Consider the following 12,667-nt stretch of genomic DNA (forward strand, 5'->3'; position numbering starts at 1 on the left):
GGCTGAGGCGCCGCCGCGGGCTGGGGCGCCGCTGGGGCGGGCTCGGGCGCGCGGCGCGCGACCAGGTCCGGGTCCTCGGGGTCCAGCACTTCAATCTGCGTCCAGACCGCCTCGGCCTCGGTGACGCGGCCGCGCTCCTGGTGAATCTTGGCCAGCTCCTTGTAGACGGAGATGGTCTTCGACGTCTGGCCCAGGCCCTGGAACGCCTGCGCCAGCAGCGTGAGCGTCTCCACGTCGCGGCCATCGGCCTTGAAGCACACCTGCAGCTTCGCCAGCGCGCGCTTCTGGTCGCCGCGCTGCAGGTACGACGTGGCCAGCTCCTTCGACAGCGGAAGGTTGTCCGGCTCCAGCGCGGACAGCCGCTCGGCCACGCGGAGCCAGTCGTCCGCGCGGCTGTTGCGCTTGAGGTACTCGGCGGCGCGCTTGAACTCCTGGGCCGCCTCGCGCGCCATGTTCTCCCGCGCGTACAGCTCCGCCAGCTTGATCTTCGACGCCACGTTCTCCGGGTCGAGATCCACCATCTTCTTCAAGGTATCGAGCGACGACTTCGTGTCGCCCGCCTTGTCGTAGTGGTTGGCGACAATCTGGAAGTACGCCATCGCCTCGGACATCAGCCCGAGCTGCTGGTGGAGCTCCGCCAGCTTGAGGTTCACCTCCAGCAGGTTCGGGTTGAGCTTGAGGACCTGCTTGTAGAGCGCGACGGCCTTGAGGAAGAAGCCGTCCGACGAGTAGCTCTCCGCGACCTTGGTGAAGAAGTGGGCGGCCTGCGGGTTGTCGTTCTTCTTCTGGTACAGCTCCCCCATCTTCTGGAGGACCCGGATGTCCTTCGGGTCGACCTCCAGGACCTTCTGGTACTCCTTGATGGCTTTGTCGTAGGCGCCCTTCGCGACGAGCTTCGCGGCGGCTTCGATGATCTTGTTCTTGTCCATCGAGCGGTGGGCTTCCAGCAGGCCGAAACCCCTTGAACTTCGCGGGTTTCCATCCTCAGCAAGGGGGAGTGTCGGAGGCTAACGGAAAGCTCCGACGCGGGTCAAGAAACGGCCCGGCTCCCCCCGGGGCCGGATCACCTGCTCGCGTGGCGGCCCGACAAGCGGGGATCCACACCAGGTGTATGGGTGCTACGGCGTCTCCTCGACGGCCTTCTTCAGCCGCCGGGAGCCCGTCTCGCTCGCGAGCAGACGCTCCACGAACCGGGTGTCGTAATTGCCCTCCTGGAAGGACTCTTCCGCGAGTGCGGCCCGGTGGAACGGGATGTTGGTGCGGATGCCTTCGACGACGTATTCGCCCAGGGCGCGCTGCATGCGGCGGATGGCCGTGGCCCGGTCCTCCGCGTGGACGATGAGCTTCGACAGCAAGCTGTCGTAGTACGGCAGCACCGTGTAGTTCTCGTAGGCGCCCGAGTCCACGCGAACCCCGTAGCCGCCCGGCACGCTGTAGCCCGTAATCTTCCCGGGCCAGGGGGCGAAGGTAATCGGGTCCTCGGCGTTGACCCGGCACTCGATGGCGTGGCCGCGAATCTGGATGTCCTCCTGCTTGAAGCGCAGGGGTTCCCCATAGGCCAGGCGGATCTGCTCGCTCACCAGGTCCACGCCAGTGACGAGCTCCGTCACCGGGTGCTCCACCTGGATGCGCGTGTTCATCTCCATGAAGTAGAACTCGCCGCGCTCGTCGAGCAGGTACTCGATGGTGCCCACGTTGTTGTACGCGAGCTTGCGCATGGCGTTCACGGACACCTCGCCCATGCGCTTGCGCAGCTCCGGCGTGAGCGCCGGGGACGGGCTCTCTTCAATGAGCTTCTGGTGCCGGCGCTGCACCGAGCACTCACGCTCGTTGAGGTGGATGATGTTGCCGTGCTCGTCCGCCACAATCTGGATTTCGATGTGGCGCGGCTTCTCCACGTAGCGCTCGATGTAGAGGTCGCCGTTGGAGAACGACGCCACGGCCTCCGCCTGGGCGGTGGAGAAGGCCTGCGCCAGCGCGCCCGGCTCGCGGACGATCTTCATCCCCTTGCCGCCGCCACCGGCGGCCGCCTTGAGGATGACGGGGAAGCCAATCTCGCGGGCGAAGGCCTCCGCCTCACGCGGGTCCTTCACGGTGCCGGGGCTGCCGGGCAGCAGGGGCAGTCCGGCCTCGCGCGCGGCCTGACGGGCGCGCACCTTGTTGCCCATCATCCGGAGCATCTCCGGCCGGGGGCCAATGAAGCGGATCTTGCAGTTCTCGCAGACCTCCGCGAACTCGGCGTTCTCCGACAGGAAGCCGTAGCCCGGGTGGATGGCGTCCGCGCGGGTGATTTCGGCGGCGGACAGCAGCTGCGGGACGTTGAGGTAGCTCTCCTTGGACGCCGGCGGGCCGATGCACACCGCCTCGTCCGCGAAACGGACATGGAGCGCGTTGGCGTCCGCCGTGGAGTGCACCGCGACCGTGGCGATGCCCAACTCCCGGCAGGCGCGGATGACCCGCAGGGCAATCTCCCCGCGGTTGGCGATCAGCACCTTCTTGAACACGTGGGTGTCTCCGTCAGGGCCGTTATGAGGAGCGGCTCGCCCGTGGGACACGGGCGGCGCGCCAGCCTCTTCGTCAGGCCACTTCGATGCGGAACAGCGCCTGGCCGAACTCCACCGGCCGGCCGTTCTCCACGAGGATTTCCGCCACCCGGCCGGACACCTCGGACTCAATCTCGTTCATCAGCTTCATCGCTTCGATGATGCAGAGCACCTGGCCCTTCTTCACCAGGGAGCCCACGTCGACGAAGGGAGGCTGGTCCGGCGCCGGGGTCCGGTAGAACGTCCCCACGAAGGGGCTGGTCACCTGGTGGCCAGGCTTCTCCACCGGCTTCTCCGCGGCCGGAGCCGGCGCCGCGGGAGCAGCGGCCGGCGTCGGAGCGGCAATGCGAGGAGCGGCCGGGGCGGTGTACTCCCCCCCGGCGCTCGCGGCGACGGGAGACGGCGCGGCGTGGTGGACGATGGTCGTCTCGGGCCCCTGGCCGCGGCGGATGAAGAGCTTCTCCTCGCCGCGCTTCCAGACCAGCCTCGTGACGTCCGAGGACTCGAGAATCTCCACGATCTGCCGCAGGGCATCCACGTCCAGGGACGTGCCACCCGTGTCGGCCGTGCCGCTGGAGGCGGCTACCGTCCGCGCGGGCGCCTGGGCCCGGGTCGACTTGCGCTTCGTTGCCATAACTCGCGTCCCCTTCCCTCCGGCGTCGCTGCCGAGCTGCGAACTAACCCCTGGTGGCCACGCGCGTCAGGTACTTGCCGTCACGCGTATCAATCTTCAGCACGTCGCCCTCTTCGATGAAGAGCGGGACGTTGACGGAGTAGCCGGTCTCCAGGACGGCGGGCTTCAGCGCGCCGGAGACAGTGTCGCCGCGGATGCCCGGGTCACACTGGGTGACCTTGAGGTCCACGGAGTTCGGCAGCGTCACACCAATGGCCTTGCCATTGTAGAAGAGGACGCTGACGTTGATGTTCTCCTTCAGGAAGTTCTTCGCCTCTCCGAGCACCTTCTCACCGAGGAAGGTCTGCTCGTAGTTGCGGGTGTCCATGAAGTAGAACTCCTCGCCCTGGACATAGAGGTACTGCATGTCCTTCTCCTCGATGTCGGGCTTGCCCACCTTCTCACCGGACTTCAGCGTGGGCTGGAGCACGCGGGCCGTCAGGAGGCTGCGAATCGTGGTGCGCACGAACGCGGAACCCTTGCCGGGCTTGACGTGCTGGAAATCGACGATTTCAAACGGCTCACCGTCGATTTCAATCTTCAGACCCTTGCGGAACTCGGACGTATCGATGACACCGGCCATGGGGACCGACTCCTTACAGACTCGCAGCAGCGAAAGCTTGAAAAGTCTGGGGTGTCTAGCCCATGCGCCCCTTCCATGGGAAGGGGAAAGCAGCGGCGGAAGCGTCGCCTGGATGACTGCTGGCCGGGGCGTCCGACTAGAGCTCGGCGCGCACCTTGGGTGCGGTGACGCGCAGCACGTAGCGGCCCTTGCCGAAGTTGCCGTCCGCGTGAAGGGCGAGCACCAGGAAGTAGTCCGGTGACACCAGCCGCATCACGGTCAGCACCTTCTCACTGTTGACGCTGACCTCGCTCACGGTGCCCGTCTTGAGGGTCTCCGCGGCGTTGCGCAGCTGCGTGAGGAGGTTGGCGTACTCCACCCAGGCGCCGTTGAGGTCCAGCTCGGCGCTCTCGTCCTTCTGGAAGGTGTCGACGGAGATGCCGTCGAAGCCCATCACGCTGCACGCGAGGGCTCCATCGACCTGGTTGACCACCGACTCGAGGTGCGTGCGGAAGGACATGGGTAGAGGCTCTTAGAAAGACGGCCGGGGCCCGGTCAAGGGCCCCGGCGGGCTTGGGACTACTCTTCTTCTTCCGGTTCGGTGCAGGACGGCGCGAAGCGGTCCTGTCCACCCGGGAGGCCGCAGGGCCCGTTCGCCTCAAGCTGCGTCCCCTCCGGACAGGTAAAGCCCGAATAGTAGAACGTGATGGGGTACGTGACCTCGTTCGACTCGGTCGACTTGCCGTTGATGGTCTTGCCACTCAGTTTCACTCGAACGACAACGCTTACTGCGGCGGTACCGCCACCGCTGTAATAGGCTGCGAGGTCCTCACTCGCGTTGGCACCCAGCAAATCCAGCACCGCGCTGCTGCTCTGCGTCGTGTTCGCAGGCAGGTTGAAGTAGTACGGGTAGACGTCGCTCGTGAGCGTCGGCCCCGTGCCTTGCGTTTCGTAGTTCAGCTCGACGCTGGTGACGTAAATGGAAGCCTCGTCGCCACCGCCTGTGACGGGAGCATCACCAACGACGACCTCCTGAGTCGATAGGCTGCTCTGGACCTGGAACGCAGCCAGGTAACGGCCTGACGTCGTGAGATCCAGTGACCCGCCACTACTGGCGAGCCCAGACTGATTGATCGCACAGGCCGCATCCGGAATGAACGCGTTGAAGAGCTGGATGTCAGGCGGACTGTCGACACATCCTGACACGGCCAGCACCAACGGCACCGCGAGATAGAAGTTCTTCATAAGCGAACGCTCTCCTGCAAGAGGACGCGAAGGAAACCCTACAGGGTCTGCGCGATGGTCTGCCGGTTGAGAATACGGGGCGTGATGAAGATGAGCAGTTCCTGCCGGGTATCAGACTCCGTGTTGTTCTTGAAGAGCAGCCCCAGTACCGGAATCCGCGACAAGAAAGGCACCGCATTGACCTGCGTGGCGCCGCGGCGCACGTAGATGCCACCGATGACCGTCGTGTCTCCATCCTTCACCAGCACCTGAGTGTTGGCCTCCTTGCGCTGAATGGAAGGCTGACCGTTGGCACCCGTGCTAGACGGGTCAGGTTGGTTGTTGGACGCGTTGATGGACATCAGGACGCTTCCGTCCTGGGTGATGTGCGGCGTCACTTCCAAGGACAGACGCGCTTCCACGAAGGTGGTGTTCACGCCCTGCGCCGACGTCTGGCTGAAGGGAATGGAAACACCCTGGCTGATGCGGGCCGTGTTGTTATCCAGCGTCGTGACCTTGGGCGCGGAGATGGTCTTCACCGTACCCTCGTTCTCCGCCGCAGACAGACGCAGGTTGAGCTGCAACGCACCGCCCGCCGAGCCAAACGTGAAACCCATCGCACCGCCGACGCCCTGCCCGGTACCCACGGGCAAGTTCACTGCGAAGTTTGGATTATTTGGAAGACCAGGTGCGGCACCAGCCACGCCACCCGTCACGGCCAGGTTGTTCGGGAAGATGAGACCCGTGGAGTTACCAGTAGCCTGACCAGCGCGAGCCTGCCCACCCCATTGCACGCCCAACGAACGGCTGAAGGTGGTGTTGGCTTCGACGATGCGGCTCTCGATCAGCACTTGCGGCGTCTGAGTGTCCAGGCTGCGCACCAGTGAACGGGCTCGCTCCGTATTCGAACGCACGTCCTTGACGATGAGGACGTTGGTCCGCTGGTCCACCGTCACCGAGCCTCGTTCGCTCAGGACATCCTTCACCCGCGCCGCCATTTCGCCGGCCACGGCGTAGTTGACCGGGATGAGGTTGACCATCAGGTCCTCCTGCTGCTGAAGCGACTTCTTGCGCTCCTGACGCAGCCGGGCCTCCTCTTCAAGCGTCTTCAGGGGAGCGATTCGGATGATGTTGCCGAACTCCTCCTTGCCCAGCGCCTTGGTGCGCAGGACGAGGTCCAGCGCCTGGTCCCAGGGGACGTTGCGCAAGCGGATGGTCACCTTGCCGCTGACGTCATCCGCCACAACAATGTTCTTCTTGGAGATTTCCGCGATGACACGGAGGAGGTTCTGGATATCGATGTCCTTGAACTCGAAGGACACGCGCTTCCCACGGTAGCGAGCCTGCTGAGGAGCCCCCTCCGCGGCGTAGGCGGGCGCTTCGGTGGTGAAGCCAGCAGTGCGCTGGGCAACGGCCACCTCTTCAGTCTTCACGCCCTTCACATCCAGCCGCCAGGACAGCGTGCCCCCGTTCTGGGACACCTTCTCCGCAATCGCACCGTCGGCGGCCACCACCAAGCGCACCTTGCCGCCGTCGCCCGGTACACTGAAGGCGCTGATCATCTTCACCGGCGTCTCCAAGGCGCTGGTGTCGAGGCTACGCTCCAGCTTCTTCGGAAGGCGCGCATTCTCCAGCGTCAGCACGGCGCTGCGAGGATCCGGCCGGTCCACCTTCCAGGCCGTGGCCCCTGACAACTTCAGCACGATGCGACCACCCGCGCTGCCCTCTTCGAAGCGCACGTCCTTCACCTCCACCAGGGAGGAAGACTCGGGCTTCACCGGAGCAGGACGCAGCGGCTCGACTTCCGCGACGGCCGTCACGACTTCCTCAGCCGCAGGAGCCGACGCGGCCTTCCGAGCAACCGCGCCGCCCAGAACGACCTCGAGCCCGCGGCTGGCACGGTCCACGCGGTAGGCGGGCATCGTCCCGCGTACATCCAGGACCAGGCGCACCTTGTCCGCGTGAGCACCCACGCGAACTTCACGGAGCGAACCCGAGTTGACCCGAGGAGCACGCGTCGCCAGGCCCACGCCGAACAGGTCCACCGCGAGGCGGGGCGGGTCGGCAAGCTCCAGCACTTCGTAGCGAGCGATGTCGCCGTCCGCGCGAATCCGCAACGTGTCGTTCGCGAAGGACATGGCGGTGATGCGCTGGGCCGGATTCGACACCTCACGCTCATCCGCCTCGGCGGCCACCACGTTTTCCGGAAGCGCCGCCTGGGAGGCCGTCACAGGCGCAGCCTGCTTCACCTCGGACGGAGCCGTAGCGACAACAACGGGTTCGCGCGGCTTCGCCGGTGCCGCGGCAGTCACCCCTTCGGACTTGGCCGCCGCGGGCGCGGCGCCATCCACTGAGATGACCACGCGGTTGCCATCCGCGCGGACGTCGTACTGGGACGCCTTGTCCAGCGCCAGCAGCACCCGACCGACGCTCGCGCGTTCGTCCGAGAACTGCGACGCCACGACACCGGCGACCGGTCCCGAGCCATCGTGGTGTCCCTTGATCCCCGTCGCGTCTGCCGACGAGAGGTCCACCACCAGCCGCTCCGGCCCACTCAGGCGGAACACCGTAAAGGTAGGTGGCCGGGTGCCGGTCACCACCACCTGAGCGCCCGAGCCCGTGCGCGAGACATCCAGTCCCCGCAGCGTATTCAGCTCGGCGCCATGCACCCTGGCGCCCACAAGAACGACCGCCAACGCGGCCGTCAACATCCACTTGCCCCTCGTCACAGCGCTCTCCTCGAGCATGCGTCCCCTCAACAAGTTGGAAGCGGGCCACCGCCCGCGGGAGCGCCTTGGAGGGCGCTATTCCCCGAAGTTCTTGCCCGTCATCATGTTGTAGGCGGGGTCCTGCTTCACATCGGGCTTCAGCTGCAGCATCACCGGATTCTTGATGATTTCGCCGTTGCCCGAAAACACTTCCGTCACCGTCACGGAATCACGAAGGATCTGCGTCACCTTCCCGCCCTGTCGCCCCATTCGGGTATTGCGGCGTACGATGTGGCCACGACCCGCCGGGTCTTCGACCATGGCCATCGGGCTCGCATCACCCGTGACGACCGCCACCAGCTTCAGCTGGTCCAGGTCGAAGGCGCAGAGCGGTTCGCTACAAGAAGCGACTGGATTCGCGTTCACCGGACCCAGGTCCTCGATCGGGCTGCGGAACGGGTCCCGCTTGCCCACCGGGTTGTACGTATAGGAGTGGGTCGGAACCTGCTGGGCCACCGCTTCAACGGGGGCCGACTTCACCGGCACTGCCACCGCAGCCTTGGGCTTCGCGGCCTTGGGCGCTGGACTCGGCGCCTCGTCGCACGCAGCAAGCGTCATGGCAAGCATCGCGGTGGTCATGGTGGCCTTGAACGTCTTCATCCTCAATCCCCTTGTCGCCCTACTTCTTGAGCGGATCAAGTTTCTATTTCTTCGACTTCGCGTTCTTGGTGGCCGCTCCCGCTGCGGGGGCGCTCTTCTGCTCGACGAACCGGAACGTCGTCGCCAGGAAGCTGCTCTGCAGGACCACCTTCTCGTTCTTGAGCACGGCCGAATCGAGCTTGATGTTGTTGACGTTGACGATGCGGCGCATGTTCGCCATCTCCTGAAGGAAGAGGGCAATCTCGTGGTAGTTGCCGCTCACCGTCATCTTGATGGGGATGCGCGCGAAGAACTCCCCTCCGCCGACCGTCTCTTTGTCGGGCGTCACACTGGAGATCTCCAGGCCGCTCTTCTTGCCAATGTCGTTGATCTGCGCGAGCAGCTCTTCGATGTCGCGCTGCTCAGGAAGCTCGGTCAGCGCCTCGGAGAGCTTCTGCTCCAGCACGTCCATCTCGCGCCGACGTTCGTTGAGGTTCTGAGCGATCTCACTCTTGTCCGCCAGCTCCATGTCCAGCTTCCGGCGCTGGGCAATCTGCGACTTGATGGCGTCCTCAGTGGGCTGAATGAACATGAAGAAGTTGCCAACCGTGAGCGCAACCACGGCGAAGGCCAGTCCGCCGAACTTGATGGCCGGGGGCGCCTTGACGAATTGATCCAGGTACTTGTCCATGGCGGGCGGCTCTCTCAGATTGCGTAGTTGGAGCTCAGCGTGATCTTGAAATCGACCAGCGTAGGGGTACCGGGCTGAGTCGCCTTCGTCTGCGTGGCGTTCTTCAGGTCGATGTTCTTGAAGAACGGGGTGACCTGCGCTTCCGGGAACTCTTCGATGGTCGCGTCCGCGGTCAGCAACTCCACACGAGCCGTCTTGCTCTCGCGTCGTCGGTCCACCAGGCGGCCCATTCCCTTCGGTGTCCACATGACACCGTTGAGCCCGCGCATGAACTCCGCGACCTCGTCGTGGCTCACGGCCGAGCCATCAATGGCCACCGCGTTGTTCACCTCCGCGAAGGTCTTCACCCACACCTTCTTCGGCGTAGCGGACGCGAGCGCGTCCATCATGCGGACGGGGCCATTGCGGCCCCTGCGCAGCGAGTCCAGCACGGCCAGCTTCTTCTCCACCTCGGCCTTGCGGGTGTTGATGTTCTTCACCTCGCCGATGATCTTCTCCAGCTCGGCGATCTTGGCCTTGGCCGTGGCAACGCCCTGCCGGTGCGTCGCAAGCTCGGTATCCCGGTTGTCGTACCAGCCGTAGTTGGCCACGGCAGCACCGACCAGGACCACGGCGAAGAGGACCAGCACCTGCCGGCCCATCTCGCGCTTCTTCACCGCCCGGACGGGCAGCAGGTTGATGCGAATCATCATGTGCGTCGTCTCCAGTGGGTGGTCCGGTCAGGCCAGCTTGTCGCCCGGGCGCCGGAGCGCCAGGCCCACGGCCACCGCGGCCATGGGCGCCACGTCCATGATGAACGCGGGGTCAAACTTCCGGTTGTCCACTTCGATCTTGCGGAAGGGGTTGAGAATCTCCACCGGCACGCCGGTGCGCGCTTCAATGGTCTTGAACAGCGCGGGAATCTTCGCCGTGCCGCCCGACAGGTAGACCTTGCTGAAGTTCGAGTCGGCGGCGGTGCCCGCGTAGAAGTCCAGCGAGCGCTGGATTTCACCGGCCACCTGCTCGGCCACGCTGGAGAGCACCCGCTCAACGTCCTGAGGCACCACGGCGTCCGCGTCCGCGCCGTTGCCACCAATCTTCAGCGCCTCGGCCTCCTCGTAGGAGACATTCAGCTGCTTCTGAATCTCCTCGGTGAACTGGTTGCCACCGATGGTGACGTCGCGAGTGAAGACCGTCGCGCCGCTGGAGATGATGTTGATGTTCACCACCGAGGCGCCCGCGTTGATGAGCACCACCGTCTCGCGGTCCGGCACGTCGTAGTTGACGGAGAACATGTTCTGGACGGCGAAGGCGTCCACGTCCACCACCACCGGGGCCAAGCCGGCTTCGGAGACCACCGTGGTGTAGTCGTTGATCATGTCCTTCTTGGCTGCCACCAACAGCACGTCCATCTGTCCCGTGGCGTCGTTGCCGCCGCCGTCGAGGATCTGCGTGTCGATGTTCACGTCCTTCACATCGAACGGGATGTACTGCTCCGCCTCCCACTGGATGCTCTCCTCGAGCTCGTCCTGGGACATGCGAGGCATCTGAATCTTCTTGATGATGACCGAGTGGCCGGACACGCCGATGGCCACGTCCTTGCCCTTCACCTTCAGCTCGGACATCAGGTCCTGCACGGCCTGGACAATGGCCGTGGAGTTCATCAGCGCGCCGTCGACGATGGCCTCCGGTGGCAGCGGCTTCATCCCGAAGCTCTGCAGCGCGTAGATGACCTCGCCGCGCTTGCGCTGCTCCTTGAGGAGAATCATCTTGATGGACGTCGATCCGATATCCAGGCCGAGTACCAGTTTGCCCTTCGCCATGCGTGACTCCGTCGAGAGGCAGCCAGCGTAGCACTGGCCGTCAACCCCTCCTAAAAAGTGCCTGGAGCCCGCCTGCCCTCCGGACGGACGGGAGCCCCACACCACCCACAGCGCCGGGCCCCTTAACACCGTCGCGGAGGCCCGATTTTCCGGCCTCCGGCGCGGTCCGTCAAATGCCGGCCGGTGCGTCCAGTTACCGGACAAGGTTTCCGCCTCAACCCCGCTCCGCCTCGGCGTCCGGATCGACTCCGTACTCCTTGATTTTGTAGAGGAGTGCCCGGTGGCTGATGTCCAGCAACTCCGCCGCCCGCGTGCGGTTTCCCTTCGTTTTTCGCAGGGCGGCCCGGATATAGGCCTCCTCCATCTCGCGGATGGCCCGCTTGAGCGACAGGTCACCACCGCCCTGTAGCACCTGGCCTGCCCCAGCCGCCGTGGGGCCGGGTGGGGGCGCGGCCCACAGCCGTTCAGGCAGGTTGGCCGGAAGAATGAGCGGTTCGTCCGCCAGCAGCACGGCGCGCTCCATGGCGTTCTCCAACTCGCGCACGTTACCCGGCCACGCGTAGGACACCAGAAGCGACTCGGCCTCCGTGGACAGGCCCGCCACGGGAGGATCGCGGTTCAGTTCGCGGTTGAAGCGGGAGATGAACGCCCGCGCCAACAGAGGCACGTCCTCGCGCCGCTCTCGCAGCGGCGGGACACGGAGGTTCACCACATTGAGCCGGTAGTACAGGTCCTCGCGGAACTCCCCCTTCGACACCAGTCGGGAGAGGTCCCGCAGTGTGGCGGCCACCACCCGCACGTTCACCTTTTCGACGCGGTTCTCCCCCACGGGCCGGATTTCGCCCTCCTGGAGGACGCGCAGCAGCTTCACCTGAGCGGACAGCGGCAGCTCGCCCACTTCATCCAGGAAGAGGGTTCCTCCATCCGCTTCGGAGAAGAGCCCTCGCTTGGCGGTGCGCGCATCGGTGAAGGCGCCCTTCGCGTGGCCGAACAGCTCACTCTCGATGAGGCCAGCCGGTATCGCGCCACAGTTGACCGCCACGAAGGACATGGGAGCCCGAGGGCTGCGCACGTGCAGTTCCCGGGCGATGAGCTCCTTGCCCGTACCGCTCTCTCCGCTGATGAGCACGGTGGTGTCCACTGGAGCCAGTCGGCTCACCTGCCGAAGGAGCGCGTGCAGCGAGGGACTTTCTCCGAGGATGTGCCCCTCGGGCGCCGAGGGCAGACTGGCCTGCTTCAGCCGCCGGTTCTCGCGGACGAGCCGCTCCCGCTCCTCCGCCTTTCGGAGGACGAAGACGATTTCGTCGGGCTTGAAGGGCTTCTGGACGTAGTCGAACGCGCCCGCGGCAACGGCTTCCAGCGCCTGCTCCTGGGAGCCATAGGCGCTCATCACCACCGTGGTCAGACCCGGGTGGGCGGCCAGCGCCTCGCGAAGGACGGTGAGGCCGTCCTTCTTCGGCATGCGAACGTCGCACACGAGCACGTCGTAGTCGCGAGCGGCCAACTCTCGCAGGGCATCCTCGCCGTCCGCCACCGCGCGGACGTCATAGCCGCGGTCGGTGAGCACCAGCGTCAGGATGTGGCGGATGGAGGGCTCGTCGTCGGCGACGAGGATGGTGCGGAACAAGGGCATGGCCGTCTCCAGACATCATCCCCCAGCCACGCGAGAGCGGGTAGCTCCCGGCCGTAGGAGGCGCGCCTTTTCCTCAGAGTGCGGGCAAGGACACGGTGAAGCGAGCACCACCGCCCGGAATGTTCTCTGCTTCCAGCCGTCCACCCATGACCTGGGCCAACCGCCGCGATACCGCCAGTCCCAGTCCTGTCC

General features: G+C 65.3%; 13 protein-coding genes. All 13 read right to left on the reverse strand.

Going from position 1 to position 12,667, the window contains the following annotated elements; all coding sequences use genetic code 11:
- A partial coding sequence (locus tag G4D87_RS22205) for a tetratricopeptide repeat protein (protein WP_163784117.1) occupies nucleotides 1–929 on the reverse strand: 929 nt, incomplete at its 3' end.
- A gap of 189 nt (nucleotides 930–1,118) precedes the next feature.
- Nucleotides 1,119–2,504, reverse strand: a complete 1,386-nt coding sequence (gene accC / locus G4D87_RS22210) for an acetyl-CoA carboxylase biotin carboxylase subunit (protein WP_163784119.1) — start codon at nucleotides 2,502–2,504, stop codon at nucleotides 1,119–1,121.
- 73 nt (nucleotides 2,505–2,577) lie between these two features.
- Nucleotides 2,578–3,177 (reverse strand): acetyl-CoA carboxylase biotin carboxyl carrier protein, encoded by a 600-nt coding sequence (gene accB / locus G4D87_RS22215; protein ID WP_163784121.1) that lies wholly within the window; start codon nucleotides 3,175–3,177, stop codon nucleotides 2,578–2,580.
- A 43-nt stretch (nucleotides 3,178–3,220) separates the two neighbouring features.
- Nucleotides 3,221–3,799 carry an elongation factor P gene (efp, locus tag G4D87_RS22220; RefSeq protein WP_163784123.1) on the reverse strand — a complete coding sequence of 193 codons (579 nt, stop codon included), beginning with the start codon at nucleotides 3,797–3,799 and terminating at the stop codon, nucleotides 3,221–3,223.
- A 136-nt stretch (nucleotides 3,800–3,935) separates the two neighbouring features.
- Nucleotides 3,936–4,298 carry a roadblock/LC7 domain-containing protein gene (locus G4D87_RS22225; RefSeq protein ID WP_140794779.1) on the reverse strand — a complete coding sequence of 121 codons (363 nt, stop codon included), beginning with the start codon at nucleotides 4,296–4,298 and terminating at the stop codon, nucleotides 3,936–3,938.
- A gap of 59 nt (nucleotides 4,299–4,357) precedes the next feature.
- On the reverse strand, nucleotides 4,358–5,023 hold the full coding sequence (locus G4D87_RS22230) for a hypothetical protein (protein ID WP_163784125.1): 666 nt from the start codon (nucleotides 5,021–5,023) through the stop codon (nucleotides 4,358–4,360).
- Nucleotides 5,024–5,061: 38 nt separating this feature from the next.
- Nucleotides 5,062–7,749 carry a type IV pilus secretin PilQ gene (locus G4D87_RS22235; protein ID WP_163784127.1) on the reverse strand — a complete coding sequence of 896 codons (2,688 nt, stop codon included), beginning with the start codon at nucleotides 7,747–7,749 and terminating at the stop codon, nucleotides 5,062–5,064.
- Nucleotides 7,750–7,806: 57 nt separating this feature from the next.
- Nucleotides 7,807–8,370 carry a pilus assembly protein PilP gene (locus G4D87_RS22240; RefSeq protein WP_205507680.1) on the reverse strand — a complete coding sequence of 188 codons (564 nt, stop codon included), beginning with the start codon at nucleotides 8,368–8,370 and terminating at the stop codon, nucleotides 7,807–7,809.
- Between the two features lie 43 nt (nucleotides 8,371–8,413).
- Nucleotides 8,414–9,040: a type IV pilus inner membrane component PilO gene (locus G4D87_RS22245; RefSeq protein WP_163784130.1), complete on the reverse strand. Its 627-nt coding sequence runs from the start codon at nucleotides 9,038–9,040 to the stop codon at nucleotides 8,414–8,416.
- Nucleotides 9,041–9,054: 14 nt separating this feature from the next.
- Nucleotides 9,055–9,732, reverse strand: coding sequence for a PilN domain-containing protein (locus G4D87_RS22250; RefSeq protein WP_163784133.1), 678 nt, complete (start codon nucleotides 9,730–9,732; stop codon nucleotides 9,055–9,057).
- A gap of 27 nt (nucleotides 9,733–9,759) precedes the next feature.
- Nucleotides 9,760–10,842, reverse strand: coding sequence for a type IV pilus assembly protein PilM (pilM, locus tag G4D87_RS22255; protein ID WP_043712169.1), 1,083 nt, complete (start codon nucleotides 10,840–10,842; stop codon nucleotides 9,760–9,762).
- A gap of 214 nt (nucleotides 10,843–11,056) precedes the next feature.
- Nucleotides 11,057–12,475, reverse strand: a complete 1,419-nt coding sequence (locus G4D87_RS22260) for a sigma-54-dependent transcriptional regulator (RefSeq protein WP_163784135.1) — start codon at nucleotides 12,473–12,475, stop codon at nucleotides 11,057–11,059.
- 73 nt (nucleotides 12,476–12,548) lie between these two features.
- Complete coding sequence (locus G4D87_RS22265) at nucleotides 12,549–12,659, reverse strand: ATP-binding protein (protein ID WP_371928575.1); 111 nt, start codon at nucleotides 12,657–12,659, stop codon at nucleotides 12,549–12,551.
- Nucleotides 12,660–12,667: the final 8 nt, after the last annotated feature.

Origin of the sequence: Myxococcus vastator (assembly GCF_010894475.1) — a bacterium.
Taxonomy (GTDB): Bacteria; Myxococcota; Myxococcia; order Myxococcales; family Myxococcaceae; genus Myxococcus; species Myxococcus vastator.

Excerpts from the sequence above, each read along its gene's own strand:
- accB (WP_163784121.1), bottom strand. The coding sequence starts at position 3,177 with ATGGCAACGAAGCGCAAGTCGACCCGGGCCCAGGCGCCCGCGCGGACG.
- efp (WP_163784123.1), bottom strand. The coding sequence starts at position 3,799 with ATGGCCGGTGTCATCGATACGTCCGAGTTCCGCAAGGGTCTGAAGATT.
- G4D87_RS22225 (WP_140794779.1), bottom strand. The coding sequence starts at position 4,298 with ATGTCCTTCCGCACGCACCTCGAGTCGGTGGTCAACCAGGTCGATGGA.
- G4D87_RS22230 (WP_163784125.1), bottom strand. The coding sequence starts at position 5,023 with ATGAAGAACTTCTATCTCGCGGTGCCGTTGGTGCTGGCCGTGTCAGGA.
- G4D87_RS22235 (WP_163784127.1), bottom strand. The coding sequence starts at position 7,749 with ATGCTCGAGGAGAGCGCTGTGACGAGGGGCAAGTGGATGTTGACGGCC.
- G4D87_RS22240 (WP_205507680.1), bottom strand. The coding sequence starts at position 8,370 with ATGAAGACGTTCAAGGCCACCATGACCACCGCGATGCTTGCCATGACG.
- G4D87_RS22245 (WP_163784130.1), bottom strand. The coding sequence starts at position 9,040 with ATGGACAAGTACCTGGATCAATTCGTCAAGGCGCCCCCGGCCATCAAG.
- G4D87_RS22250 (WP_163784133.1), bottom strand. The coding sequence starts at position 9,732 with ATGATGATTCGCATCAACCTGCTGCCCGTCCGGGCGGTGAAGAAGCGC.
- pilM (WP_043712169.1), bottom strand. The coding sequence starts at position 10,842 with ATGGCGAAGGGCAAACTGGTACTCGGCCTGGATATCGGATCGACGTCC.
- G4D87_RS22260 (WP_163784135.1), bottom strand. The coding sequence starts at position 12,475 with ATGCCCTTGTTCCGCACCATCCTCGTCGCCGACGACGAGCCCTCCATC.